This window comes from Streptomyces sp. W16 (genome assembly GCF_033194735.1).
Taxonomy (GTDB): Bacteria; Actinomycetota; Actinomycetes; order Streptomycetales; family Streptomycetaceae; genus Streptomyces.
This window is the reverse complement of sequence record NZ_JAWOAI010000071.1, coordinates 1-26948: the sequence shown is the minus strand read 5'-3', so window position 1 is coordinate 26948 and position 26948 is coordinate 1. Positions and strand designations below refer to the sequence as shown.

General features: G+C 69.1%; 19 protein-coding genes and 1 pseudogene. 4 read left to right on the top strand and 16 right to left on the bottom strand.

The genetic code is table 11. The annotated features are described in order from the left end of the window. Positions 1 to 211: 211 nt before the first annotated feature. Positions 212 to 913, bottom strand: a complete 702-nt coding sequence (locus R6V09_RS12590; protein WP_317881481.1) for a ribonuclease HII — start codon at positions 911 to 913, stop codon at positions 212 to 214. Between the two features lie 82 nt (positions 914 to 995). Then, entirely contained in the window at positions 996 to 1619 is a 624-nt protein-coding gene (locus R6V09_RS12585; RefSeq protein WP_317881480.1) for a TetR/AcrR family transcriptional regulator, read from the bottom strand. Between the two features lie 187 nt (positions 1620 to 1806). Between R6V09_RS12585 and R6V09_RS12580 the strand changes: the two genes are divergently transcribed. Then, the gene (locus tag R6V09_RS12580) at positions 1807 to 3354 is read left to right on the top strand and encodes an MFS transporter (RefSeq protein ID WP_317881479.1); all 1548 of its coding nucleotides are present in this window, start codon (positions 1807 to 1809) and stop codon (positions 3352 to 3354) included. A gap of 222 nt (positions 3355 to 3576) precedes the next feature. Here the strand turns inward: R6V09_RS12580 and R6V09_RS12575 are convergent, their stop codons facing one another. The 3 genes from R6V09_RS12575 to R6V09_RS12565 all read right to left on the bottom strand — a co-directional run bounded on the left by R6V09_RS12575 (position 3577) and on the right by R6V09_RS12565 (position 5945). Beyond that, the gene (locus R6V09_RS12575; RefSeq protein WP_317881478.1) at positions 3577 to 4518 is read right to left on the bottom strand and encodes an ADP-ribosylglycohydrolase family protein; all 942 of its coding nucleotides are present in this window, start codon (positions 4516 to 4518) and stop codon (positions 3577 to 3579) included. Positions 4519 to 4530: 12 nt separating this feature from the next. Then, a complete protein-coding gene (locus R6V09_RS12570; protein WP_026179190.1) occupies positions 4531 to 5190 on the bottom strand; it encodes a histidine phosphatase family protein in 660 nt (219 codons plus the stop codon). A gap of 149 nt (positions 5191 to 5339) precedes the next feature. Then, positions 5340 to 5945, bottom strand: coding sequence for a YdbC family protein (locus R6V09_RS12565; RefSeq protein ID WP_317881477.1), 606 nt, complete (start codon positions 5943 to 5945; stop codon positions 5340 to 5342). 155 nt (positions 5946 to 6100) lie between these two features. Between R6V09_RS12565 and R6V09_RS12560 the strand changes: the two genes are divergently transcribed. Further along, positions 6101 to 6634 (top strand): TerD family protein, encoded by a 534-nt coding sequence (locus R6V09_RS12560; RefSeq protein ID WP_262062444.1) that lies wholly within the window; start codon positions 6101 to 6103, stop codon positions 6632 to 6634. 21 nt (positions 6635 to 6655) lie between these two features. Here the strand turns inward: R6V09_RS12560 and R6V09_RS12555 are convergent, their stop codons facing one another. From R6V09_RS12555 to nrdR, 4 genes are all read right to left on the bottom strand, one after another. After that, positions 6656 to 7348, bottom strand: coding sequence for a DUF6215 domain-containing protein (locus R6V09_RS12555; protein WP_317881476.1), 693 nt, complete (start codon positions 7346 to 7348; stop codon positions 6656 to 6658). Between the two features lie 90 nt (positions 7349 to 7438). After that, on the bottom strand, positions 7439 to 8557 hold the full coding sequence (locus R6V09_RS12550) for a hypothetical protein (protein ID WP_317881475.1): 1119 nt from the start codon (positions 8555 to 8557) through the stop codon (positions 7439 to 7441). Positions 8558 to 8754: 197 nt separating this feature from the next. Then, on the bottom strand, positions 8755 to 11655 hold the full coding sequence (locus tag R6V09_RS12545; RefSeq protein WP_317881474.1) for a vitamin B12-dependent ribonucleotide reductase: 2901 nt from the start codon (positions 11653 to 11655) through the stop codon (positions 8755 to 8757). Between the two features lie 164 nt (positions 11656 to 11819). Further along, a complete protein-coding gene (gene nrdR, locus R6V09_RS12540) occupies positions 11820 to 12371 on the bottom strand; it encodes a transcriptional regulator NrdR (RefSeq protein ID WP_019060995.1) in 552 nt (183 codons plus the stop codon). Positions 12372 to 12935: 564 nt separating this feature from the next. Between nrdR and lexA the strand changes: the two genes are divergently transcribed. Then, entirely contained in the window at positions 12936 to 13715 is a 780-nt protein-coding gene (lexA, locus tag R6V09_RS12535; protein ID WP_026151025.1) for a transcriptional repressor LexA, read from the top strand. 153 nt (positions 13716 to 13868) lie between these two features. Here the strand turns inward: lexA and R6V09_RS12530 are convergent, their stop codons facing one another. The 3 genes from R6V09_RS12530 to R6V09_RS12520 all read right to left on the bottom strand — a co-directional run bounded on the left by R6V09_RS12530 (position 13869) and on the right by R6V09_RS12520 (position 18974). Continuing rightward, entirely contained in the window at positions 13869 to 15857 is a 1989-nt protein-coding gene (locus R6V09_RS12530; protein ID WP_317881473.1) for an ATP-dependent DNA helicase, read from the bottom strand. 214 nt (positions 15858 to 16071) lie between these two features. Beyond that, complete coding sequence (locus R6V09_RS12525; protein WP_442810032.1) at positions 16072 to 16806, bottom strand: GNAT family N-acetyltransferase; 735 nt, start codon at positions 16804 to 16806, stop codon at positions 16072 to 16074. Positions 16807 to 16898: 92 nt separating this feature from the next. Continuing rightward, positions 16899 to 18974 carry an IucA/IucC family protein gene (locus R6V09_RS12520; protein ID WP_442810031.1) on the bottom strand — a complete coding sequence of 692 codons (2076 nt, stop codon included), beginning with the start codon at positions 18972 to 18974 and terminating at the stop codon, positions 16899 to 16901. Between the two features lie 747 nt (positions 18975 to 19721). On the opposite strand from R6V09_RS12520, the gene R6V09_RS12515 reads away from it, so the two are divergent. Continuing rightward, positions 19722 to 20951: a trypsin-like serine peptidase gene (locus R6V09_RS12515; protein WP_317881472.1), complete on the top strand. Its 1230-nt coding sequence runs from the start codon at positions 19722 to 19724 to the stop codon at positions 20949 to 20951. A gap of 87 nt (positions 20952 to 21038) precedes the next feature. Here R6V09_RS12515 and hflX read toward each other — a convergent pair whose 3' ends face one another. The 4 genes and pseudogenes from hflX to R6V09_RS12495 form a co-directional block, all read right to left on the bottom strand. Then, on the bottom strand, positions 21039 to 22532 hold the full coding sequence (gene hflX / locus R6V09_RS12510) for a GTPase HflX (protein WP_317881471.1): 1494 nt from the start codon (positions 22530 to 22532) through the stop codon (positions 21039 to 21041). 123 nt (positions 22533 to 22655) lie between these two features. Then, positions 22656 to 24143, bottom strand: coding sequence for a M1 family metallopeptidase (locus R6V09_RS12505; RefSeq protein WP_317881470.1), 1488 nt, complete (start codon positions 24141 to 24143; stop codon positions 22656 to 22658). 172 nt (positions 24144 to 24315) lie between these two features. After that, positions 24316 to 26460: a RelA/SpoT family protein gene (locus R6V09_RS12500; protein WP_317881469.1), complete on the bottom strand. Its 2145-nt coding sequence runs from the start codon at positions 26458 to 26460 to the stop codon at positions 24316 to 24318. A gap of 283 nt (positions 26461 to 26743) precedes the next feature. Beyond that, positions 26744 to 26948, bottom strand: a pseudogene (locus R6V09_RS12495) (diaminopimelate epimerase); the annotation flags it as partial.

Genomic DNA, 26948 nt, shown 5'->3' with positions numbered 1-26948 from the left:
TCGGGGCGACCGGGACGCGACGGCGCCGCGGGGCGGGGGCCGGGTACGGGACGGGGGGTCGGCGCGACGCGGCCACTGGCCGGAGTGACGCGGGGACCCTGGGCACTCTCGTGAATCTGAGGCTCCTCGGGAATGAGAGGCATGAGCTGATTTTTATCAAACGTTGGCGCGACTCGCGTCGGCGGGTGGCACATGAGTGCGAGCGGAACGGTCAGAAGTCGAAGCCGAGTTGCCCCTCGATCTCCGGAACGTTTCCCTCCGCCCAGCTGCGGGCCTTCTTGAGGTGCCGCCACTGGGGCAGCGCATCAAGATACGCCCACGACAACCGGTGGTACGGGGTGGGGCCCCGCTCCTCCAGCGCGGCCTTGTGCACGGGTGACGGATACCCGGCGTTGGCCGCAAAAGCGAAGTCTGCATGGTCGATGCCCAGTTCGGCCATCATTTTGTCGCGCTGAACCTTGGCGATCACCGAAGCGGCGGCCACCGCCACGCACGACTGGTCGCCCTTGATCACCGTACGAACCCGCCAAGGGGCCCCGAGGTAATCATGCTTCCCGTCGAGAATGACCGCGTCGGGGCGAACCGGCAAGGCCTCAAGGGCACGCACCGCGGCGAGCCGCAGCGCGGCCGTCATCCCCAGATCGTCGATCTCCTCCGGGGAGGCGTGCCCCAGGGCGAACGCCGTGACCCACTCGCGGAGTTCTTCGGCGAGTCGGGTACGTCGCTTGACCGCGATGAGCTTGGAGTCGGTGAGGCCTTCAGGGGGTCGGCGCAGTCCGGTGACCGCCGCGCAGACGGTGACGGGGCCGGCCCACGCGCCGCGCCCCACCTCGTCGACGCCGGCAATGACCTTGGCTCCGGTCGTGGCGCGGAGTGAGCGCTCGACGGCGTGAGTGGGTGGTTCGTAAGGCATGGCGACCTCAGGGTACGCCGCCCGGGACCCCCTGCGACACCCAGGCTGCCCCGGGCCCCCTCAAGACCGTCCCGGCCCGGCTTCACGCACCGCTCGGACGAAGCAGCGGAAGCATCAACTGGTCGAGCATTTCCTCGATCTCCTGGTCGCTCCATTCGCTGCCGCACACCTTCGATCGGTACATCATCATCGCCGGGATGGCGTCGAAGACATAGCTGTTGGACGCGTCGGGGCGAACCTGACCTCGCTCTATTCCACGGTTGACGGCCTCGCGGAGCAGTCGGATCGTCGGTTCCACGACCCCTTCGAAGATCACGCCGTGAAAGCGCTCCGCCTGCACCATGTCGCATTCGTGAATCACTGCGCGCAGGGCGAACCCGGGGCGCGAGAACATCGCGTCGCGCGCCCGCGTACACAGCGCCAGCAGATCCGCACGCACATCGCCGAGGTCGGGAACCTCGTCCAGACGCGGGAGTCCGGCCTGCAACGCGTCCGCGACGAGGTCTTCTTTTGAGGACCACCGGCGGTACACCGCGGCCTTGCCCGTCTGGGCGCCGGCGGCGACACCTTCCATCGTGAGGGCGTTCCATCCGACCGTACCGAGTTGCTCCAGTGCGGCGTCCAGGATCGCGCGTTCGAGCACGGCGCCACGACGGCGGAGGGAGGTCGCCCGAGCGGGGGCGGCCGTCCAGCCCGAAGTAACCATCTGAGTCTCTCCAGCGAGCAGTGGAATGGGGGATTCCGGGGATCGGGGACACGTCGCGCGGCAGCGACGGGGGACGCGTCACACGAGGGCGAGTTAAGTGAACGCTTGCGTTCACTGTTGGGGACTCACTACCGTTGACGCGGCAGTGAACGCGAGCGTTCACTAACACACTTGTGGGGGACCCATAGTGACAACCTCTCAGTTGACCCAGAAGCCAAAGCCAGGAGCGGCCCGCCGGGAGGGGCATCCCGGTATCGCGCTCGCGGTCATCGCGGCCTGCCAACTCATGGTGGTACTCGACGCGACGATTGTGAACATCGCTCTCCCGCACATTCAAGCCGCGCTCAGTTTCAGCACCACCGACCTCACCTGGGTCGTCAGCGCCTACACGCTCACCTTCGGCGGCCTGCTGCTTCTCGGCGGCCGGGCCGGCGACATCCTCGGCCGGCGCCGGGTGTTCACGACCGGCATCCTGCTCTTCACCTTCGCCTCGCTGCTCGGCGGACTCGCCCAGGAACCATGGCAGTTGCTGGCCGCACGCGTCCTGCAGGGCGTGGGTGGCGCGATCGCGTCGCCCACCTCGCTGGCGCTCATCACCACCACGTTCCCCGAAGGCCCGGAACGCAACAGGGCGTTCGGAGTCTTCGCCGCGGTCTCGGCGGGCGGCGGCGCGATCGGTCTGCTCGCGGGCGGCATGCTCACCGAGTGGCTCGACTGGCGCTGGGTGCTCTTCGTCAACGTGCCGATCGGTCTGCTGATCGCCGTACTCACACCGCTGTACATCAACGAGTCCGAACGGCACAGCGGCCGGTTCGACATCGCGGGCGCGATGACGTCGACCGCGGGCATGGCATCCCTGGTGTACGGCTTCATCCGCGCGGCGGACAAGGGGTGGCGCGACAGCCTGACCATCGGCTCCTTCGCCGCGGCGGTCGTCCTGCTGATGGCCTTCGCGATCACCGAGTCCCGGGCCAAGGAGCCCATCACCCCGCTCAGGATGTTCGCCGACCGCAACCGCTCGGGCACATACGTGATCATGCTGGCCCTGGCCGCCGCGATGTTCGGCATGTTCTTCTACATCGTCCTCTTCGTACAGAACGTGCTGGGGTACAGCCCGATCCAGGCGGGTCTCGCCTTCCTGCCGGTGACGGTCGTGATCGCGGCCGGCGCCGGACTGTCCCAGCAGTTCCTGCCACGGTTCGGACCACGGCCGTTCATGCTCGTCGGCTCGGCCCTCGCGGTGATCGGGCTGGCCTGGCAGACCCTCATCAGCTCGGACAGTTCGTACGTCGACGGAGTGCTCGGCCCCATGCTGGTGTTTGGCTTTGGCATGGGCCTCAACTTCGTGACCCTGACGGTCACCGCCGTGTCCGGTGTCGCCCCGCACGAGGCCGGCGCCGCGTCCGCGTTGCTCAACGCCATGCAGCAGGTGGGCGGTTCGCTGGGTCTGTCGATCCTGACCACGGTGTTCGGCTCGGCCAGCAGGGACGAGGCGAAGAAGCAGCTGCCGAAGTTCCTGGCCGACGGATCGGCGGAGCAGAAGCAGGAGTTCGCCAAGTCGCACCAACTGCCCGCGCCTTGGGGGCACGAGGTGCTCGCGCACGGCATCTCGACGGCCTTCATCCCGGCCGCCGCGATGGCCGTACTCGCCCTGGTCACCGCCTGGTTGGTGATCCGGGTCCGCAAGAGCGACCTCGACGCCCTCGCGGGCACGGCGGGTCCGGGGATCGGCTGACCGGTCGGGCCCGGCCAGGGCTCGACCGACCGGCAACCGCACCGACACTGGCGAAAACCTCATGACCACCCCCACAACTATCGTGTCCCGTCTGACCTGTGTGGACCCATGTGTCACACAGCAGCTGCCAGGACAACGGCCGGACGGTCACGCAGAGTTCCCGGCGAGCACAGAGAGTTCCGTCGTTTGTGGGTGGCGCTGCCGGTCGGGAAGTCGGAGGCGTCAGAAGGCCGTCGGCGCCCAGCCCGGCAGCGTCTCCGTCTGCCCCACCCACTCGGCGGGCGGCGTCCCGGCCTTCCCGCCGGCGATCACGCCGCCCACGATGGCGCAGGTGGTGTCCACGTCCCCGCCGACCTGCGCGGTGGTCCAGAACGCCTGCGCGTAGTCGCCCAGGCCGCGAGCGGCCGACCACAGCGCGAAGGGGACCGTGTCGTGCGCTGTCGTACGACGTCCGCAGCCCAGTACCGCGGCGACGGTGCCGGCATCGGCGTAGTCGAGCATGTCGCGGGCGCGCCGCAGTCCCGTACCGACCGCGCTCTTCGGGACGAGGGCGATGACGCCGTCGAGGAGTGCCTCGGCGCTGGGCGGGCCGCCGGGGGCGGCGGCCAGTGCGGCGGCTGCGGCGACGGCCATGGCGCCGACGACGCCCTCACGGTGCTGGTGCGTGGGGTAGGCCGAGATCTCGGCCTGGTGGGTCGCCTGCTCGGGGTCGTCCGCGTACCAGGCGCCCAGGGGTGCGATCCGCATCGCCGCGCCGTCGCCCCACGAGCCCTGTCCGTTGAAGAGCGCGGCGGACAACTCACGCCAGTCGCCGCCTTCACGGACGAGGCGCAGCAACCGGTTGACGGCGGGGCCGTAGCCGCGGTCGAAGTCGTGGTGCTCGGCGAAGGAGTGGGCCAGGGCGTCCTGGTCGACGCGGTGGTGGGTGGCGAGGACCGCGACCACGGAGCAGGCCATCTCCGTGTCGTCCGTCCACTGCCAGGGCGCCGGGGGCAGCTCACGGCGCTTGAGGAGCGGGTAGTTCACAGGCACGAAGAACTGGGAGCCCAGCGCGTCTCCCACAGCGAGTCCGCGCAGGCTGGCCAGGGCGCGACCCAGGCGCCCGTCGGGAGAGTCAGGAGAATCGGAAGGGTTGGAAGGGTTGGAAGAGGAGTCGGCTGTCATCGGTCCGCCAGCCTACCCACTGATCCCGTACGGCTCCGGATCGCGCCAGCTGTCGAACGGCCGGTCCAGCGCGTACCTGCCGTCGTCCCCGAGAACGAGCATCCGCATCTCGGCGTTCCCCGGATTGGACAGCGACTCGAACTCCGCGACCGTCCAGTGGAACCAGCGCATGCAGAAGAGTCGCATCGCCAGGCCGTGCGTCACCAGGAGCACATTGGGCGGGTGGTCCGGGGCCTCGAAGCTGCGGTACAGGCTCTCCAGGAAGCCGCCGACCCGGTCGTAGACGTCGGCTCCGGACTCGCCCTGGGCGAAGCGGTAGAAGAAGTGCCCGTAGGCGTCCCGGTACGCCTTCTGGAGGCGTACGTCGTCCCGGTCCTGCCAGTTCCCCCAGTCCTGTTCGCGGAGCCGGGGTTCCTCGCGTACGCGCACGAGGTCGGGGTCGAGGTGGAAGGCTCGGAAGGTCTCGTGGGTGCGGCGGTACGGGGAGACGTACACGCTGATGCGCTCGCGGCCGAACACCTCCCGCAGCCGCTTGCCGGTCTCCTCGGCCTGGCGCCATCCCTGGTCGGTCAGCGCCAGGGCATGGTCGGGTTCACGCTCGTAGACGGTGTCATCAACATTGCCCGTTGACTCGCCGTGCCGGACAAGGACGATGCGCCGTGGTCGTGCCATGCCAAAACCCTAGATCCAGTGACGGCATATCGAGCACTCGTACGGGCTCCATACGGCGTAGGTCACACGAATTGTGCCCGATGGGCCACATAGAGGCGCACGATTCACACACCAGGACGTCGGTGACGGCACTCCCGTCAGTCCGGATTTCAAACCGTCCAGCTCGGTTCCAGCTGCACGATGTCCCCCGTGAGGGACGCGACGTCCGCCTCGATCTGGGCCCTCAGTGCGAGCCGCTCCACCCGCTCGGTGCGGTATTTGCCGTGCTCGGCGGCCGAGTGCCACATCGAGAGCACCATGAACTCGTGTCCCGGGGCCTCGCCGAACAGCCCGCGGAGCATGCCTGGGGAGCCGGCCATCGCGGGGTTCCACACCTTCTCCTGCATCAGCGTGAAGTGCTCGGCGCGCTCCTCATGGACCCGGCACAGGGCCACCCGCACCAGATCGGCGTCGGTGAAGCGCGGCTCGAAGCCGGTCTTCACATCGAAGCGATGGTCGAACAGCTTGACCTGCGAGTCCTTGAAGGTGCCCACCTGAGCCGACGCCAGCCGGTCGTGGGATCGGGCCATGAAGGAGTCGTAGAAGGCACGGCTTTCCCAGAACGCGAAAATGTGTGCCACCCCTGGCCGCGCTCTGCTCCAACCTCCCCCCTGTCCCCGAAATCCCGGCTCCCCCAGAAGCCCCGCCCACTTTCGCTGCCCGCGCTCGAAGCCGCGGCGGTCTATCACGGTGCAGCGAATCCACTTGACCAGCACCGCGCCATCGTAAGGCCACGGAGCGTGGCGCCGGTCACGCTCCGGCGGAGATCGTCCGCGCATACGCCCCCGCGCGCGTGGCACGATGGACAACGAACGCTGATCGCCCGACAGTTGGGGCGCGCGATCGAGGCGCACGGGGAAGGGGAACTGTGGTGAACGGCCTCAACAAGGGGATCCGCAAGGCGGAAGTCGGGCTCCAGTGGGATCCGAGTCCCACTGGGCAACCGCCTGTCGATCTGGACATCGTTGCCACCACGTATGTGGCGAGTGATCTCTACGGCACTCCCGCGTACGCGGTGCACTTCGACAGCCGGTCCCCCGACGGCACCATCTATCTCAACCGGGACAGCAAGGACGGCAAGGGCTTCGGCTGGGACGAGGTCATGACGCTGGAGCTCGACCGACTCGCCGACCGGTACGCGCGCGTGGTGGTCGGTGTCGTCATCCAGCAGCGGGTCGCCCACCGCACGTTCGTGAACGTCCTCAACCCGAAGCTGCGCATCCGCGAGGGGTACACCGTCCTCACCGAGGAGGACTTCGGTGACGTCCTCGGTGCGACGGCGGCCACGGTCGGGGAGTTCACCCGGGACGAGTCCGGAAGCTGGGACTTCCACCCCGGCATCCAGGGCTTCGACGACGACCCGGCGACCTTCACCAGGACGATGGGCAGAGCACAGCAGTCCTGAGCCCTGCCCCCGGGCGGCTCGTCAGCCGGCGGTCCAACCCGGGACCGTCGGCAGCACCTCCTCGGCGATGCGGAACAGCGCCTCGTCGTCGGGCGGCACGTCGTCCTGCCGCCAGATGGATATCTCGAAGGAGTCTCCGCCGTCCTTCGCGCTCGTGGAGACCAGCAGGCTGCGGGCGATGCCTCCGGGGCCCGTACTGGCCTTGCCGCCGCCGAGGTTGAAGCTGATGGCGACGGTCCGGTCCGAGTAGAGGACGGCCGGGTGCCCCAGGACCTTTTTCACCTGCGAGGTCGAGTCCACGTACCGGGCCGCCTGGGCGACGGGAACGTCGTCGTAGGACGCCGACAGCCGCACGGAGTAGGTCCTCAGGTCCACGTCTGCCTCGGGGCTGGCGATCTTGGTGCCGCCGGCCAGGGTCATCCAGCCCGCGCTGCCCGAGGCGGACTCCGCGTGTTCGTCCGGGGTCCCCAGGAGCAGCGGAAGGTCCGTGCGGTTCAGCGCGGTGCAGAGCGCTGTCGGCGAGGCGTACTTCGCCGGCAGCGTGTTGTCCGTACTCGCCGAGCAGGTCGCCGGCTTGGTGTCCTGTGTCGTCTTCGGCAGGACTCCCCCAAGTCCCCACATACCACCCACGACGCCGCCGACCACCACTACCGCCGCGACTGCCTGGGCCCCCGCCCGCATGCCCTTTTCGGGCTCGACGAAATCGTCGGCCATGTCCCCCACCCTCCCCTGTGCGCACGCTATGCGCGCTGAGGGAGATTAACTGCTGATCGTTCCGCTGGGAAACCGGATTCCTGACGGGTGCTACTGCCCGGTGTCCGGCTCTCGATCCGGGAACGCACGCAGCCTCAGCTCTGGCGCCCGGTGGTCGGCGAGCCACCGCATCCGGCGGTCGTCCGCCGCGAATCCGGCGCGTGCGATCCGGGCCCACTCCGCTCGGTCGAGCACCTCCAGGTACGCCGCCCGGAGTGCTTCCCGTTGCGCGGCGGTACACCCCGAGGCCTCGGGAGACTTCGTGGTCAGGTGCTGGGCGAGCGACGCGATGGTGAAGTACCGCTCGACGGTCGGACCGAGCGAACCCGCGTGGCGAGCATGAGCTTCCAAGACCGCTCCCGAATAGGGGTAGCGAGCGAGGGTGAGTCCCATCCCCCCGCAGCCGCTCATGAGATGGAGTAGCCGACCGATGTGCTCGACCATCTCGGTGTCAGTGCCGAGGTCGGCCAGCGCTTCATGGAGTCTGGTGACTGTGGCGACCTGGCCGGCGAAGTATCCGTTGAGGAAGTCGCCGTCGCAGGCTCGGTGAAGCAGCCAGGGTCGGGCGGTTGGGTCGTCGAGTCTACAGAGAGCTTCGACGACGTAGACGCGTCCCCAGCCGGTGACGCGCTCGGCGAGCCAGAGCAGGGGTTCGACTCCTCCTGGCCGAGTCTCGAAAGCGTGCGCCGCCAGCGGCCCGAAGTGGTTGGAGAGCAGCCCGATCGTCTGAATCAGGGGGGTGTCGTCGGCAGTTCCCCCGGCGGCGAGCAGGGCGAGCCCGACGGTCACCGAGCATCGATCGGTCCCGCGGCGGACCAGCCAGCGGCCTGTTCGACGCACACGTTCCCTGTCCGCCCGCTCAGCCGCGGCGGCGATGTGCTCGTTCTGATGAATCGGGATGTAGACGCCATGGAAGGCGTCGGCCAGTTCGCTGGGCCTGGCGGAGGACCGGGCGAAATGCGCGTCCAGGATCAGCGCCGCGTCCTTGCCGACGGAGTGACGGTCCTCGGGCGCTTCAGGGTGTCGTCGACCACGATGTGACCGGTCGTCCGGATAGGGTTCCCCGTCGCGTGGAAGCGGCTTCCCCGGGGCCAGTTGATGCAGCCGGAGGGCGTGCTCGTACAGGGTCGCCGGTGATCCGGGCAGTGCTGTCCCGGCCGTCTCGCTCATCGGGAGACGGCGGACTCGATTCTCTTGATCATGGCCGGGAGCTTGCCACGGCAGCCGAAGCCGCGGCAAGCCCTCGACAGGCCAAGTCGATGCATCGGGTACCGCGAGCCAGGCGTCGCCCATGCCGAAGGCGGTGGAGCCGCGAACCCGACTCCACCGCCCTGACCAGCTACTTCACGCCCTGAAGACGCTCGGTGTCAGCTGCAACCGCTGGTCGAGCCACACCCCTCGCAGATGTAGCAGGAACCGGCCCGCTGCATCTTCGTACCGCAGGAGAAGCAGAGCGGGGCGTCAGCCTGGATACCCAGCTGCATCTCCACCAGTTCGGCACTGGTGTGCGCCTGCTGCAGGGCGGGCTTGGCCGCCTCGACCACGGCTACGGCCTTCGGCGTGGCCACCGCCTTCAACTCCTGGGCGCGCGGCGCCGACTGGGCCAGGCCCTCTACGTCGACCTCGTCGTCCGTCGGCTCGTACGAACCGGTCTCCAGGTGACGCTGGCGCTCCTCGGCGGAGTGGATGCCGAGCGCGGAGCGCGTCTCGAAGGGCAGGAAGTCGAGCGCCAGGCGGCGGAAGATGTAGTCGACGATCGACTGCGCCATCCGCACGTCCGGGTCGTCCGTCATGCCGGCCGGCTCGAAGCGCATGTTCGTGAACTTGGAGACGTACGTCTCCAGGGGCACGCCGTACTGCAGGCCTACGGAGACGGCGATCGAGAAGGCGTCCATCATGCCCGCGAGGGTCGAGCCCTGCTTGGACATCTTCAGGAAGACCTCGCCGAGACCGTCGTCCGGGTAGGAGTTGGCGGTCATGTAGCCCTCGGCGCCGCCGACCGTGAAGGAGGTCGTGATGCCCGGGCGGCCCTTGGGGAGACGCTTACGGACGGGGCGGTACTCGACGACCTTCTCGACCGCGGTCCGGATGGTCTCCTCGGCCTTGGCGGTGACCTCGACCTTCTCCTTCTCCTTGGTCTTCGCGGAGAGGGGCTGGCCGACCTTGCAGTTGTCGCGGTAGATCGCGAGCGCCTTGACGCCCAGCTTCCACGCCTCGAAGTAGACCTCTTCGACGTCCTCGACGGTCGCCGTCTCCGGCAGGTTGACCGTCTTGGAGAGCGCGCCCGAGATCCAGGGCTGGATCGCGGCCATCATGCGGACGTGGCCCATCGCGGAGATGGAGCGCTCGCCCATGGCGCAGTCGAACACCTCGTAGTGCTCCTGCTTGAGACCCGGGGCGTCGATCACATTGCCGTTGTCGGCGATGTGGGCGACGATCGCCTCGATCTGCTCCTCCTGGTAGCCCATGCGACGCAGGGCCTGCGGGACGGTGCCGTTGACGATCTGCATCGAGCCGCCGCCGACCAGCTTCTTGAACTTGACCAGGGCGAGGTCGGGCTCAAGTCCGGTGGTGTCGCAGGACATCGCGAGACCGATGGTGCCGGTCGGGGCGATGACGGACGCCTGCGAGTTACGGAAACCGTTCTTCTCGCCGAGGCGCAGCACGTCCTGCCAGGACTCCGTGGCCGCGGCCCAGACGGGCGTGTCCAGGTCGTCCGCGCGCGGGGCCACGGCGTTGGCGTCGGCGTGCTGCTTCATGACACGCAGGTGCGGCTGCTCATTGCGGGCGTAGCCGTCGTACGGGCCGACGACCGCGGCGAGTTCGGCGGAGCGCTTGTACGACGTGCCGGTCATCAGGGAGGTGATGGCGCCGGCGAGCGCACGGCCGCCGTCGGAGTCGTAGGCGTGGCCGGTCGCCATCAGCAGGGCGCCGAGGTTGGCGTAGCCGATGCCGAGCTGGCGGAACGCGCGCGTGTTCTCGCCGATCTTCTGCGTCGGGAAGTCGGCGAAGCAGATGGAGATGTCCATCGCGGTGATGACGAGCTCGACGACCTTGGCGAAGCGCTCGACGTCGAAGGACTGGTGGCCCTTGCTGTCGTCCTTGAGGAACTTCATCAGGTTCAGCGAGGCGAGGTTGCAGGACGTGTTGTCCAGGTGCATGTACTCGCTGCACGGGTTCGAGCCGTTGATACGGCCGGACTCCGGGCATGTGTGCCACTGGTTGATGGTGTCGTCGTACTGGATGCCCGGGTCGGCGCAGGCCCAGGCTGCTTCGGCCATCTTGCGGAACAGCTGCTTGGCGTCGACCTCCTCGATGACCTCGCCGGTCATGCGGGACGTCAGGCCGAACTTGTCGCCGTTCTCGACGGCCTTCATGAACGTGTCGTTCACACGGACCGAGTTGTTGGCGTTCTGGTACTGCACCGACGTGATGTCGTCGCCGCCCAGGTCCATGTCGAAGCCCGCGTCGCGCAGGGCGCGGATCTTCTCTTCTTCCTTGACCTTGGTCTGGATGAAGTCCTCGATGTCGGGGTGGTCGACGTCCAGGATGACCATCTTGGCCGCGCGGCGGGTGGCGCCACCGGACTTGATGGTTCCGGCGGAGGCGTCGGCACCGCGCATGAAGGAGACCGGTCCCGAGGCGTTGCCTCCGGAGGAGAGCAGTTCCTTGGAGGAGCGGATGCGGGACAGGTTCAGGCCGGCGCCGGAACCGCCCTTGAAGATCATGCCCTCTTCCTTGTACCAGTCGAGGATCGACTCCATGGAGTCGTCGACGGCCAGGATGAAGCAGGCCGAGACCTGCTGGGGCTGCGGGGTCCCGACGTTGAACCACACGGGGCTGTTGAAGCTGAAGACCTGGTGCAGGAGGGCGTACGCCAGCTCGTGCTCGAAGATCTCGGCGTCGGCGGGCGAGGCGAAGTACTTGTAGTCCTCGCCGGCCTTCCGATACGTCTTCACGATGCGGTCGATGAGCTGCTTGAGGCTCACCTCGCGCTGCGGGGTGCCCACGGCACCGCGGAAGTACTTACTGGTGACGATGTTGACCGCGTTCACCGCCCACTCGGCGGGGAACTCGACGCCACGCTGCTCGAAATTGACCGAGCCGTCGCGCCAGTTGGTCATGACGACGTCACGACGCTCCCACTCCACCTCGTCGTACGGATGCACGCCGGGGGTGGTGTGAATTCGCTCGATGCGCAGTCCCTTGGTGGTCTTGGTGCCCTTCGCGCGGGAACCTCGTGCCGGACCGCTCGCCGTCTCTGTCATGCCGCCTCCCTCTACAGGCAAAAACGCCCGAAAATGCCACGATGTTCCCGTGGCAGAGTGTTTGTCTGATGCCGCGGGCGCCCACAGCTCATGGCCCCGCAACAAGTCCTGATTCGCCGCCGCCCGGCCGGACCCGGGGTCTCCACCCGGTTCCGGCCCGTCGGTCAGTCGGCGGAGTGGGCGGGCACGGGGACCTGAAGAGTCCCTCCGGTCCCGCCGTCGTCTTCCTGGCTCCCCGATACCGCGTCTTCGTCGTCCGCGGCGGGGCCTGGGGTCACTTCGCGCAGCTCCACGATCGCGGCCTCGAAGTCCTCGAGCGAGTTGAACGCCCTGTAGACGGAGGCGAATCGCAGATAGGCGACGAGGTCGAGTTCCTGCAACGGGCCGAGTATGGCCAGCCCGACGTCATGGGTGGTCAGTTCGGCACTTCCGGTGGCCCGCACCGCCTCTTCGACCCGCTGGCCGAGCTGAGCGAGTGCGTCCTCGGTGACAGGCCGTCCCTGGCATGCCTTGCGCACACCGTTGATGACCTTGGTACGGCTGAAAGGCTCGGTGACTCCGGACCGCTTGACCACCATGAGCGAGCACGTCTCCACGGTCGTGAAACGACGGGAGCAGTCAGGGCACTGGCGGCGGCGGCGGATCGACGTGCCGTCGTCGGTCGTACGGCTGTCGACGACACGGCTGTCGGGGTGCCTGCAGAAGGGGCAGTGCATGGTCTCCAACCCTCCCTCACAGCAGACTCAATAGCCTCGTGAGACCCCTTGGGCCTCTCGAAGCAGCCCCAAGCATAGGCGATGGCCGAGACTGTGGAGACCCGGGGGACCACAACTTCTGGGCTGCTGCCGCAATCCAACCACTAGATGTGGTGATTGGCTCACACAAACACGCGGCACGCGCGTGTCGCGCCCGTATTGGCATGTGCCATACGGCCATACCGTCGCCCGAACACGCGGGTGCACACCCGTACCGCCAGGGCACTTACGGAGATACCGTGAGCGCGGCACGGAGAAGACGTGGGGCTCCCGCACAGAACGGGACCGGCCCCCGGTCGCCGGGACACCGAGTGGCAGACTGGGGCGACAACCCGCAAGGTCACCACCCGGGCGGCGAAGGGCCCGACAATGGGCCCTTTTGTCCGCCAGGTGCCACGTCGGCCATACACCCAGACACATGATCGCGGCAGGCTATCTGCGGTTTTTCACTCGAACGTGTGTTTGGCGCAACCTTTCGAAAGCAACTACCGTTGTCCAGCAGGGAGAACATCGAGAGGGGCCGACGTGACCACCACCGCAGACAGTGCCACCATCACTGCCCAGGATCGCTCCCAGGGCCGACTCGAGCCGGTGCATGCAATGAACGAAGCCGCGAATCCCGAGGGACACAAGCGCTCCCTGCCGGGCCGACCTCCCGGCATCCGGGCGGACAGCTCGGGACTCACGGACCGGCAGCGCCGGGTGATCGAGGTCATCAGGGACTCGGTGCAGCGACGGGGCTACCCGCCGTCGATGCGCGAGATCGGCCAGGCCGTGGGCCTGTCCAGCACGTCCTCGGTCGCACACCAGCTGATGGCACTGGAGCGCAAGGGCTTCTTGCGCCGCGACCCGCACCGCCCGCGCGCGTACGAGGTCCGCGGCAGCGACCAGTCCTCGTCGGTCCAGCCCACGGACACCGCGGGCAAGCCCGCCGCGTCGTACGTCCCCCTGGTGGGCCGGATCGCCGCCGGTGGCCCGATCCTCGCCGAGGAGTCGGTCGAGGACGTCTTCCCCCTCCCCCGGCAACTGGTCGGTGACGGTGAGCTGTTCGTCCTCAAGGTCGTCGGTGACTCGATGATCGAGGCGGCGATCTGTGACGGCGACTGGGTGACCGTGCGCCGCCAGCCGGTCGCCGAGAACGGCGACATCGTGGCGGCCATGCTCGAAGGCGAGGCCACCGTCAAGCGCTTCAAGCGCGAGGACGGCCATGTCTGGCTCCTCCCGCACAACTCCGCGTACGAGCCGATCCCCGGCGACGACGCGACGATCCTCGGCAAGGTGGTGGCGGTGCTGCGGCGCGTGTGACGGCCGCGGCGGGCGGGGCCGTATCGGCCCGGCCCCCTGACCGGACCCCGGGACCCCTGCGCCGGTTCCGGGGTCCTGTGCTGTGCGGACCCCGGTGGTGGCTGGCTGTCGATCCGGTGTCGGCCAGGCGCTCCGGGCCGACACCGCCCCGGATCACTCCGATTCGGCTTCGGCTTCCTCCTGCTTCGCCTTCGCGTCGATCGCGGCCAGCGACCTCCGGGCCTGGTTACGGTCCGTGGTGTACCAGAAGTCGGGCAGTGACGCCTTGAGATAGCTGCCGTAGCGGGCGGTGGCAAGCCGCTGATCCAGTACGGCGACCACACCCCGGTCTCCCGACGCCCGGACCAGACGGCCGGCGCCCTGGGCCATGAGCAGTGCCGCGTGCGTCGCGGCCACCGCCATGAAGCCATTGCCCCCGGCGTCCTCGACCGCCTTCTGGCGGGCACTCATCAGCGGGTCGTCCGGACGCGGGAACGGGATCTTGTCCATGACGACCAACTGACAGCTGGGGCCGGGGACATCGACACCCTGCCAGAGCGACAGCGTGCCGAAGAGACAGGTCTTCGGGTCGGCCGCGAAGTTCTTGATCAGCTCGCCGAGCGTCTCCTCACCCTGGAGCAGGATCGGGTACTCGGGGATACGGGAGCGCAGCTCCTCAGCGGCGAGTTGGGCACCCCGCATCGAGGAGAAGAGACCAAGGGTGCGACCACCCGCCGCCTGGATCAACTCAGTCAACTCGTCCAGCATGTCGGCGCGATCGCCGTCCCGCGCGGGGCGCGAGAGGTGCTTGGCGACGTACAGGATGCCCTGCTTCGGGTAGTCGAAGGGCGAGCCGACATCGACGCCCTTCCACTGCGGGAACTCGTCACCCGCCGTGCCTTCGGGGGCGAGGCCCAGGGAGGCCCCCACGCCGTTGAAGTCGCCGCCGAGCTTCAGCGTCGCGGAGGTCAGGGTGACCGAACGGTCCGCGAAGAGCTTCTCCCGCAGCAGGCCCGACACGGACATGGGGGCGACACGCAGGGAGGCACCGAAGCGATCGTGGCGTTCGTACCAGACGACGTCCCACTCGGAGCCGTTGCTGATGCGCTCCGACACGTCGTGTACGGCCTCCACGGAGGCCAGCGCCTGCTTGCGGACCGCGTCCTCGTCCTGCACGGACCTGTCGCGCGTGGCGCCGATCACGGAGATCACCGTACGGCAGGCGTCGCGGAGCGCCATGAGGGCGTAACCGAGGTCCTCCGGGATCTCCTCCAGGCGGCCCGGCAGGGCGAGCTCCATGAGTCGTTCGAAGCCCTCGGCGGCGGTCTGGAGCTGGTCGGCGGCCTTCTCGTTGACCAGTTTCGCGGCTCGGCGCACCGCGCGGTTGACCTGGCCCGGGGTGAGCTCACCGGTGGCCACTCCGGTGACCCGCGAGACCAGTTCATGGGCCTCGTCGACGATCAGCACCTCGTGCTGTGGGAGGACGGGGGCGCCCTCGATGACGTCGATCGCGAGCAGCGCGTGGTTCGTGACGACGACGTCGGCGAGCTTGGCGCGCTCGCGGGCCGCCTCGGCGAAACACTCGGCTCCGTAGGCGCACTTCTGGGCGCCCAGGCATTCGCGGGAGGACACCGACACCTGCGCCCAGGCGCGGTCGGAGACTCCGGGCGTGAGGTCGTCGCGGTCGCCGTTCTCGGTCTCGTCCGTCCACTCGCGCAGCCGCAGCAGGTCCTGGCCCAGCTTGCTGGTGGGCGCCGCGGCCTCGAACTGGTCGAAGAGTCCCTCCTCCTCGTCCTGCGGCATGCCCTCGTGAAGTCGGTGCAGACACAGGTAGTTCGACCTGCCCTTGAGCATCGCGAACTGGGGGCGGCGGCGCAGCAGGGGATGCAGTGCGTCGACCGTGCGCGGCAGGTCCCGCTCGGCCAGCTGGCGCTGGAGGGCGAGCGTGGCGGTCGCTACGACCACACGCTCCCCGTGCGCGAGCGCGGGCACCAGGTAGCCGAGCGACTTTCCGGTACCGGTGCCGGCCTGGACCAGCAGATGGGAGCCGTCGTCGATCGCCTCCGCGACGGCTTCGGCCATGGTCACCTGGCCGGGGCGCTCCGAACCGCCGACGGCAGTGACGGCAGCATGCAGGAGTTCGGGGAGTGAGGGCTTCGTCATAGCGCGACCACCCTACGGGGCGCGACTGACAACCGGGCGATCACGGCTGAGGGAGGGGGTGGGTCAAGACCGGTGGGCTTTCGGATGGGGGCGGGTTTCGTTCGGGTGGGGATCGGATGGAGGCCGGGTCGGATCGGACGGGGATTGGTTTCGTTGGGGCGGAACCGGATCGGTCCGAGCGGTGTACCAAAAGTGATGGCGCTGCCACGTGGCGCTACAGCAGATCGCGGAGGGAGCGGTCCCGGACCATGAGGGCGGCCCGCTTGGCGGGCAGGTCGACCTCGGCGGAGAACCGAAAACCGGCGGTCAGGAAAGCGGCTACGGAGGGGGTGTTGCGAAGGTCCGGTTCGGCGACGACGCGGGCACAGGCGGGGCGCTTGTCGAGGACGAGGTCGGCGACGGCCCGGATGAGAGTGCTGCCGACCCCTCGTCCTCGGTCGACGACGTCACCGATGAGCAGGTGGATGCCGGTGTCGTGCCGTCGGGCGGGGTAGTGGCGGGCCAGGGGGTCGAGGTCCGCCCGGTAGATCTCCCAGTAGCTCATCGGGGTGCCGTCCAGCACGCCGAGACACGGAACACTGCGTCCGTCGCCGGCGAGTTGGGCGCACAGGTGGTCCTCGGTCAGCGTCCGGGGGCCGGCCAGTTCCCAGAATTCGGCGACCGCAGGGTCGTTCATCCAGCCGCTGATGAGGGAGAGGTCGCGCTCGCAACGGACAGGGACGAGGTGGAAGGCGCCTGCGGGGGTACGGGTCCGCCCCCAGTCGCCGACACGGTCGAGGAGATCGTCGCGGTCGGCTGCGTCCGCCTCGGCGCAGAGCGCGAGGAACTCCTCGGGCAGGCGGAGGTCGAGGGTGTCCTCGGCGTCCGTGCCGGAACTCTGACTGATACCGGTGCCCGGGGTGGAACCGGGGACTGTCGCGGTGTCGGCGGTCGCATCGGTGGGACGCACGGTGACGCTCCTCTCAGGAGATGGGCTGGGTCATGTTCCTCAGGGGCGAAGGGAGTTGACAGTGGTCAGGAATGAAAGGGAGTTGGTGGCGGTCAGGAGTGAAGAGGGTTGGCGATGGTGACGTAGACGGATTGGGTGTCGACCGGTCCGATGAGTTCGTCGAGGCCGTGCAGGCGGGTCAGGAGGTTGGCCTTGCAGCGCAGGACGGGTGAGTCGAGCAGGCGGGCCGGCAGGGAGGTGCGCAGCCGGGCGGGACCGGAGGCCACGTCGCGGAGGAAACGGCGGAAGGCAGACAGCAACAGCCGCTCGTCGGCGAGACCTTGTGAGCCGAACGCTCCGATGAGACCGAGCACGTTGTTGATCGCGAGGTAGTACGCGAAGCGCTCGTCGGAGACCTCGTCGGAGACGAACGTGTCGCTGTGTTCGCCGATGCCGGGCAGGCGGGCGTCGAGTTCCGCGTGCCGGGATGCGCGGAAGTAGTAGCCCTGGTTGTCGCGGTAACGGCCTCCTGCGGGCCAGCCCTCACCGTCCAGCAGGAGCAGGGTGTTCTGCTGGTGCGCCTCCAGGGCGATGCCTGCCTCACCGTCCAGCCACAGCACGGGACGGACGACCTGCTCCAAGTAGCGCAGGAACCACTCCGCGGCGACTGCTCCACGGGGTCGGCCGGTCCGCTCGGCGAGGCCGGTGACGACCTCGGCCAGCCGGGACCGCAGCAGAGGCACGCCGGACGCAGAGCGGTCGGTCTGCGAAGTCGCCCGCGGTCCGCCGACGGTGGCGCTCCGCGCGGTGCACGGCCGGGGTGAGACAAGCCCGGCGACGCAGGAGACGTCGTCGGACGGGCTGAACGGGTTGTGCCGGAGGACCACGTCGATTCCGGCCAGGGGCGCACGGGTACGCCCTGTACCCCCTTGGCCACGGCCGTCCGCACCGCACCCGTCCGCCGGCGCGTCGACGGCCAGCCAGGCCGGGTCGCGGACGATGTCGAAGCCCGGGTGGACGGCCTGCCACTGCTGGGACAGGCCACTGCGCAGCAGGCGGTGCACTTCTGCACCGCGATGGAGTTCTTTACGGAGGTTCTCACGACGGGAGTTGGTGATGCGGAGGCCCAGGGACAGCTTGAGCATGGCGGGGGCGCCGGATTGGTGGACGGTTCGTACGGAGGACGTGGGATGCCACGCGGTGCCGTGGGGGCCGAGGTCTTGGATCAACCCGGCGTCGAGCAGGGCCGCGATGTCGGCACGGTGTCGGATCTCGCGCCACTGCCAGGGGTGCAGAGGCAGTGCCGCGTGTCCGTCCGGCAACGGCAGCCCGGTTCCGGCGAGTCGGGCCGTGAGTCGGGCGGCGGAGACAGGTCGGCCGCGTTCGGTCCAGGCCGAGTCGGTGGCGAGGACGGAGGGGGCGACGGCCAGCCAGTGCAGTGCGAAGGAGCCGCGCAACTCCGGTGAGTACAGCCGGGCTTCGGCCTCGGAGAGACCCTCACGACTCTTGGGGGTCGGGTGGAGCGGGTGCCCGAGGAGGAGCGCCTGTTCGGCGGAGAGGAAGAGATCGGGGCTGTCGGCCGGGTGTGCGCGACGGTCGGTGACGAAGGTGACGGTACGTCGGAGGGAGTCGGCCACGCGGGCCACCAGGTCGGTGACGGTGTCGGGAGTCGTCGCAGCTACCACCGCCGCCGCCCCTGCCTCTACTTCTGCCTGCACTTCTGCCTCTTTGGCGGTCGCCGCGTCAGCACTCCGTGCGGAGTCGCCGTCGCGCGCGGCCGTCTCCCTGGCGAGCAACGCCGCGACCGTCACCGCGTCGGCCGGTGGTGCGCCGTAGGGAGCGTCGGACAAGTACGGAAGGCCGAAGCGGTGCCAGCCCGCCGGGGACCAGTAGTGGACCTGGGCGTGCAGGGCCGTGCCGCTGGTGGGAAGGGGGATGCGGAGGGTGGCGTCGTCGGGGGCGGGGAGGTTCGTTTCGCGCACCCAGCAGCGCAGCAGGTTCTCAACGGCCGCGGCCTGGGCGGCAGTTCGGGGATCCGGATGGTCCAGGAGATCGGCGCCCGTGCCCCGGGGACGGCTCGCTTCCGGGCTGCGCGGCTGTTGCCGGGGGACGGACTCGGCCGACGCCACTGCCAAGGTGGGCGGGTGCGGCGCGTGGGAGTGGCTGTCAGGGGTGGATGTGGGGTTCAAGGCTGTTCCTCGGGAGGTGTTTCGGAGCGGGAGCCGTGTGGTGACGACTCCGGTGATTCCGGCAGGCGTTGGTCCTGGGTGTTCCGCAACTGGGGCTGCGAGGCAGGCGAGTTGATGTCCGGTGGCCTTCCGCTCGCCTGAACACCGGCACGCGCACTCCTGTCGGACTGCTGCGGCGGGTTCGGGAGCGGCACCACGGGGGCATGCGCGGGACGCCGCAGAACGTGCGGCGCGGTATGCCTCCCGGCCGACGCCGCAGAATCCCGCCATGACTCCCACGCGCCGACCGGCGCTGCGAGACGCGCGCCTCATGCTCCGCGCGCCCCGACGCCCACCCCTGCGCCCCGCCCCCAACGGGCCTGTATCTCCCGAACGCAGACTCGGCCACGGGTCCCCATCCCTCCCACCGCCCACAGGCGAGCCACGCAGAAGTCAGCCGTACAAGAGCCAGCCACAAAAGGCGAGTTGAGATCTCAGGTCGCCACGGCCGCAGCAGACCACGTACCGACAGCGGCCCCGCTCCGCCCCCGTCGCTGCCAACCCCCGTAGCGCCCAACGGGTTACGGGTTGCTTCAAGATCCTTGCCGTAGCGAAACCGTTGCCGTTCCGTCGGAAGTCCCCCACAGCGAGCGCATAGTGTGTGATGCCGTTCCCGAAGGCCGTGAGTTCAGCGTGAACTCACCGTGAGTTCCGGCTGAGATCACAGCCGTGACGCACCATCCGTTCACCCCAGGGGGAGTCAAGACCATGCGATCGATACGGCCGTCCTTCACCGCCCGGCGTGGGAGGGGTGCGCGTCGCGGAACCACCCCCGTGCTGGCCGCCGTTGCCCTCGCCTCGGCGCTCGCGCTCACCGCGACGGCCTGCGGCTCCGGTGACACCAAGGCGGACGGCCAGTCCACGGCGTCGGCGACCAGCGGTGACACCGGCGACGGCAAGATCAAGATCCCGGACGACATCAAGAACAAGCTCAAAGAGCACGGGATCGACATCGACAAGTGGAAGCACGGCGCCTGGAAGAACTGGGACAAGGACGACTGGCTGCGCGAGGCCGACGACTACATCAACCCCATCATCAAGGGGCTGTGGAGCAACGGCCGGATGCGGGACGCCAACGACCCGGACAAGGGCGTCGACACCAACGACATCTCCGGTGACCAGGGCGTGACCGACCCGACGCCCGAGGTGGTGGACGCGAAGGCCGTGTCGCCTACGTACCACGCCAACGCGGCGACGGCGGGCAAGGTGTTCTTCGACTCCCCCGAGGGCACGATGGTCTGCTCGGCGACGGTCGTGGAGGACCCGGCCCACCCGGGCAAGTCCAACCTGGTCTGGACGGCGGGCCATTGCGTGCACGCCGGCAAGAAGGGCGGCTGGTACCGCAACCTCGCGTTCGTGCCGTCGTACAACAACTCGGGTATGAAGACAGCCCAGTTGGAGACGGCCACCCGGGACCAGGTCGCTCCGTACGGTGTCTGGTGGGCCGACTGGGCGCAGACCTCGCAGCAGTGGATCGACCAGGGCGGCGAGACGGGCGGGCAGGGTTCGTCGTACGACTACGCCGTGATCCATGTGACGCCCGAGAAGGGCGGCGGGGGCAAGTCCCTTGAGGAGACGGTCGGTTCGGCGCTGCCGGTGAACTTCAACGCGCCGGCCGTGCCGAAGGTGTCGAGCATCACGGCGACCGGCTACCCCGCGGCGAAGCCGTACGACGGTTCGACGCTTTACCAGTGCGCGGACAAGCCGGGGCGGCTGTCGATCAACGCCTCGGACCCGACGATGTACCGCATCGGCTGCAGCATGACCGGTGGTTCGTCCGGCGGTGGCTGGGTGGAGACGGGCTCCGACGGCAAGCCGTCGCTGGTCTCCAACACCTCGATCGGCCCGGTGACTTCGGGCTGGCTGGCGGGTCCGCGGCTGGGCGATGTGGCCAAGGGTGTCTACGACTCGGTCAGCAAGAAGTTCGCAGGGCAGTAAGCGGACAGAGGGCGGTCTCTGACCCGCCCGCACAGCTGAGGGCCGCCCCATATGGGGCGGCCCTCAGGACTTGCTGTGCTACGACCGTCAGGCGAGCGGTGCCGGGACGTACGGCGCGAGATCCGCCGCCAGTTCCTCGTGCACCCGCACCTTGAGCTGGGTGCCCTCCGGGGTGTGCTCCTCGGAGATCACCTCGCCCTCGGAGTGGGCGCGGGCGACCAGCTTGCCGTGCGTGTACGGCACGAGCGCCTCGATCTCGACCGAGGGGCGCGGCAGTTCGCTGTCGATGAGCGCGAGCAGCTCGTCCATGCCCTGGCCGGTGCGGGCCGAGACGGCGATGGACCGCTTCTCGTTCCGCATCAGCCGCTGGAGCGTCAACGGGTCCGCCGCGTCCGCCTTGTTGATCACGACGATCTCGGGCACCTTGGTCGCGCCGACATCCCGGATCACCTCGCGTACGGCGGCCAGCTGCTCCTCCGGGACCGGGTGCGAACCGTCCACCACGTGCAGGATCAGGTCGGCGTCGCCGACCTCCTCCATCGTGGAACGGAAGGCCTCGACCAGGTGGTGCGGCAGGTGCCGGACGAAACCGACGGTGTCGACCAGGGTGTAGAGCCGTCCGCCCGGTGTCTCGGCCCGGCGCACGGTCGGGTCGAGGGTCGCGAACAGCGCGTTCTCGACCAGCACGCCCGCGCCCGTGAGGCGGTTGAGCAGGGACGACTTGCCGGCGTTGGTGTAACCGGCGATCGCGACCGACGGCACCTTGTGGCGACGGCGCTCCTGGCGCTTGATGTCGCGGCCGGTCTTCATGTCCGCGATCTCCCGGCGCATCTTCGCCATCTTCTCGCGGATACGGCGCCGGTCCGTCTCGATCTTGGTCTCACCGGGACCACGGGTGGCGAGGCCGCCGCCCGAGCCGCCGCCCATCTGACGGGACAGCGACTGACCCCAGCCGCGGAGCCTCGGCAGCATGTACTGCATCTGCGCGAGCGCGACCTGCGCCTTGCCCTCCCGGGACTTGGCGTGCTGGGCGAAGATGTCGAGGATCAGGGCCGTACGGTCGATGACCTTGACCTTGACGACGTCTTCGAGGTGGATCAGCTGGCCCGGGCTCAGCTCACCGTCGCAGATGACGGTGTCGGCGCCGGTCTCCAGGACGATGTCGCGCAGTTCGTTGGCCTTGCCGGAACCGATGTAGGTGGCCGCGTCCGGCTTGTCGCGGCGCTGGACGACACCGTCGAGCACGAGCGCGCCCGCGGTCTCCGCGAGGGCGGCCAGCTCGGCGAGGGAGTTCTCGGCGTCCTGGGCCGTTCCCGTGGTCCAGACACCCACGAGTACGACGCGCTCCAGGCGGAGCTGTCGGTACTCGACCTCGGTGACGTCCTCAAGCTCGGTGGAGAGGCCCGCGACGCGGCGCAGGGCCGCGCGCTCGGAGCGGTCGAACTGGTCGCCGTCCCGGTCTCCGTCGATCTCGTGGCTCCAGGCGACGTCCTCTTCCATCAGGGCATCGGCCCGAAGACCTTCGGGGTAGGTGTGCGCGGGGCGCTCAGTGTCCTGGGAAGGGGAAGAAGAGGAGGTCATTGGGTCCTTACGTCGAGAGGAGTGTTGCAAAGGTCATAACGTGCGAGTGCCCTCGGAGATTCCCGGTGAACCGCGCCGCCGACCGGACGATGGTCGCACGGCACGGATCGCCCCGTCACGGCCTTATTTCACGGGTGCCTGCGACGTCCAGTCCGGGTGACCGGGCATCGGCGGGGTCTTCTCGCCGTAGAGCCAGGCCTTGAAGAAGTCGCTCAGGTCGCGGCCGGAGATCGCGGAGGCGAGGTCCTCGAAGTCGGCGGTGGTGGCAGTGCCGTCCCGGTGGACGCTCACCCAGGTGCGTTCCAGGCGCTCGAAGGCCGGGCGGCCGATCTCCTGGCGCAGGGCGTAGAGGACGAGGGCGGCGCCGTCGTACACGTTGGGGCGGAAAATGCTGATCTTCTGGCCGGGTGCGGGCGCCTTGGGAAGCGCTGGCGGTCCGCCGGCGGCGCGCCAGCCGTCGGAGGCGCCGTAGGCGGCCTTCATCCGTGTCTCCATGGGCCTGTCGGCCTTCTCCTCCGCGTACAGCTCCTCGTACCAGGTGGCGTGTCCTTCGTTGAGCCACAGGTCGGACCAGGTGCGGGGGCTGACGCTGTCGCCGAACCACTGGTGCGACAGCTCGTGCACCATGATCGACTCGATGTACCACTTGGGGTAGGCGGGCTCGGTGAAGAGATCTCTCTCGAAGAGAGAGATCGTCTGGGTTTCGAGTTCGAAGCCGGTGGACGCGTCGGCCATGAGCAGGCCGTACGTCTCGAAGGGGTACCGGCCGACCTTGCTCTCCATCCATGCGATCTGGTCGGGGGTCTTCTTGAGCCACGGTTCGAGCTGCTTGGCGTCCTTGGCGGGGACGACGTCGCGCATCGGCAGGTCGTGCGGTCCGGTGCGGTGCAGTACGGCGGAGCGGCCGATGGACACCTGGGCGAGTTCGGTGGCCATGGGGTGCTGGGTCCGGTACGTCCAGGTGGTGTTCGCGCCGTCCTTGTCGACGCCGGCCGGCAGTCCGTTGGCGACGGCCGTGTAGGCGTTGGGCGCGGTGACCCGGATGGTGAACATCGCCTTGTCGGAGGGATGGTCGTTGCACGGGAACACCAGGTGCGCGGCGTCGGCCTGGTTGGCCATCGCGAGCCCGTCCTTGGTGCGCACCCAGCCGCCGTCCTGGCCCTTGGCCGAGACGGGGTCGCTGGTGTGCCGCACCGTGATCCGCGTCCAACTGCCCTGGGACAGCGGCTCCTCGGGCGTCACCACCAGGTCCTCGCCGGCACTGGCGAAGGTGGCCGGCCGCCCGTCGACCTCGACCGAGTCCACGGTGCCGTGCGCGAAGTCGAGGTTGATCCGGTCCAGGGACTCCGTGGTCCACGCGTCGATGGTGGTGACGGCCTGGAGCGGCTTGCTGTTGGTGTCGGGATAGGTGAAGGAGAGGTCGTACGACGCCACGTCGTAGCCCGGGTTTCCCAGGTCCGGGAACAGGCGGTCGCCGACGCCCAGGGGCGTGGGCGGAGCGCTCGCGGCGACGAGACAGACGGACACGGCGGAGGCGAGCAGGGCCGCCTTCAGCCGTCGGGGAGCCCTGGTACCGGCCCCAGGGGTGGCGGTGCGGGGGGTGAGCAGCATGCACCACCGCTACCAGCGCGCGCGTACCGCACGTCGACGACTCGCGCCCGGCCCACTCGAACGAGGTCTTCCGGGGGTCTACGGGGCGCCGGGCACGCCGGAGCGCGCAAGCGGGCGCGTGCCCCGAGGAGCCGGGTCCGAGGGGACACCGGGGCGCGGTCCGGAGCCGGTCTCAGAAGGCCGTCGTGTGGTGTTGCGCCCGGCTCACGTCGTAGACGCCCGGCACATTGCGCATCGCCCGCATGAGGGCCGGGAGGTGGGCCGCGTCCGGGAGTTGGAGGGTGTAGGTGTGGCGGACGCGCTGCTGGCTCGGGGGTTCGACGGTCGCCGAGACGATCTCGGCACCCTCCAGGGCCATGGCCTCGGTGAGGTCGGCCAGCAGATGGGGGCGGCCGAACGATTCGGCTACCAGCGTGACCCGGCACTCGGTGGTGTCACCCCAGCGCACACCGACCTCCGCGCGCCCCACGCTCTTCATGTGCGCCACCGCGGTGCACTCCACGCGGTGGACGGTCACGACCCCGCCGCGCACCGAGAATCCGGTGACCTCGTCGGGCGGTACGGGCGTACAGCAGCCGGCGAGCCGTACAGTCGCGCCGGGCTGGTCGACGACGGGGGTGGCGGGGCTGCTGGTGGGGGTGTCTTCGGCGGCGGGTGGCGCCGATCGCACGGTCTGTGTGCCCTGGTCGGCCGCGTCCGCCTCCGTACCCCCTCCGTCCCCGCTCCCCGGGTGCGCCGCGATCCACCGCTGGATGGCGATCCGGGCGGCGGGCGTGTGCGCGTGCTCCAGCCACTCCCTGGAGGGCTCGGAGGCCGGGTCCTGGCCCATGAGGGGCTGGACGGTGTCGCCGTCCCTCAGAACCGTACTGAGGGTCGCCAGGCGGCCGTTGACGCGGGCGCCGATGCAGGCGTGGGCGTCCTCGCCGTACTGCGCGTACGCGGCGTCCACACAGGTCGCGCCCTCGGGCAGGCCCAGGGTGCCGCCGTCGGGCCGGAACACGGTGATCTCGCGGTCCTGGGCGAGGTCCTCGCGGAGCGTCGACCAGAAGGTGTCGGGGTCGGGTGCGCCCTCCTGCCAGTCGAGGAGGCGGGAGAGCCAGCCGGGCCGGGTGGGGTCGGCGCGCTCGCCGTCGCTCGTGGCCTGTTGCTCCTCCGAAGGAGGAGCGTAGGGATTGCCGAGCGCGATGACGCCTGCCTCGGCGACCTTGTGCATCTGGTGGGTGCGGATGAGGACTTCGACGACCTGGCCGTCCGTGTGGGCGACGGCGGTGTGCAGCGACTGGTAGAGGTTGAACTTGGGTACGGCGATGAAGTCCTTGAACTCCGAGACGACGGGTTTGAGGCAGGTGTGCAGTTCGCCGAGTACGCCGTAACAGTCCGCGTCCTCGTTGACGAGCACCAGGAGGCGGCCGAAGTCGGCGCCGCGCAGCCGGCCGCGCTTGCGGGCGACGCGGTGCACGGAGACGAAGTGCCGTGGCCGGATGAGGACTTCGGCCTGGATGTCGGCGTCGCGCAGGACGGTGCGCACCTCGTCGGTGACCTCGGCGAGCGGGTCGTCCGCGCGAGAGGCGTTGTCGACGATCAACTCGCGTGTGTGGTCGTACTCCTCGGGGTGCAGGATCGCGAAGACCAGGTCTTCCAGTTCGGTCTTGAGCGCCTGGACGCCGAGCCGTTCGGCGAGCGGGATGAGGACGTCCCGGGTGACCTTGGCGATACGTGCCTGCTTCTCGGGGCGCATCACTCCCAGGGTGCGCATGTTGTGCAGCCGGTCGGCGAGCTTGATCGACATCACGCGGACGTCGCTGCCGGTGGCGACGAGCATCTTGCGGAAGGTCTCGGGCTCGGCCGCGGCGCCGTAGTCGACCTTCTCCAACTTCGTTACGCCGTCCACGAGATAGCGCACCTCGGCGCCGAACTCCTCGCCGACCTGATCGAGTGTCACTTCCGTGTCCTCGACGGTGTCGTGGAGCAGAGAGGCCGTCAACGTCGTGGTCTCGGCGCCGAGTTCGGCGAGGATCAGGGTCACCGCGAGGGGGTGTGTGATGTACGGCTCGCCGCTCTTGCGCATCTGGCCGCGGTGCGAGGACTCGGCCAGCACCCAGGCGCGGCGCAGCGGTTCGAGGTCGGCGTCCGGATAGTGGGCGCGATGCGCCTCGGCGACATGGCCGATGGCGTCGGGCAGCCGGTCGCGCGCGGTGGGCCCGAGCAGGGCGGCCCGGCCGAGCCGGCGCAGGTCGATCCGGGGGCGGGCCTTCCTGCGGGGCACTGTGTTGATCACAGGGCCTGGGCTCGCAGGGTTCGTGGCCTCCGCACTCATGGGCACCTCCGGCTGCTTGACCGGCGGACGGGTGCCCCATGGCGTACTCGGCTCAGGGGATCTTCGATCCCCCGTCCGGGCCGGTGCTTGATGCTACCGAGCCCACCACGTGCGACTGACCGCCTCTCGCCGAGCGTGAAACGGATCACCCATTCGAGCGAAGGTCGGGAGGTTTACGGTTTTGCGCCACACCCTGTCGGGTCAGCCGCGCTTTCCAGCCGAGCCGGACGCCGGAGACTTCGGATCAGGGCGTCCAGGGCGGCCGGGACTGCGAATCACCCGTTCAGCGGATGGCGTTTTCCAGCCAATCGGCATCGATCTCGCCCTCGGCGACAATCACCGCAGGACCCGTCATCTCGATCCGGCCGTCGGGCCACTCGGTGATCACCAGCGTTCCACCGGGTACGTCGACGGTGTAAGTCGCCCGCGTGCCGGTGACGGCCGGGTCGGTGCGGACCGTGCCCATGGCCGTGAAGCGCCACCTGACC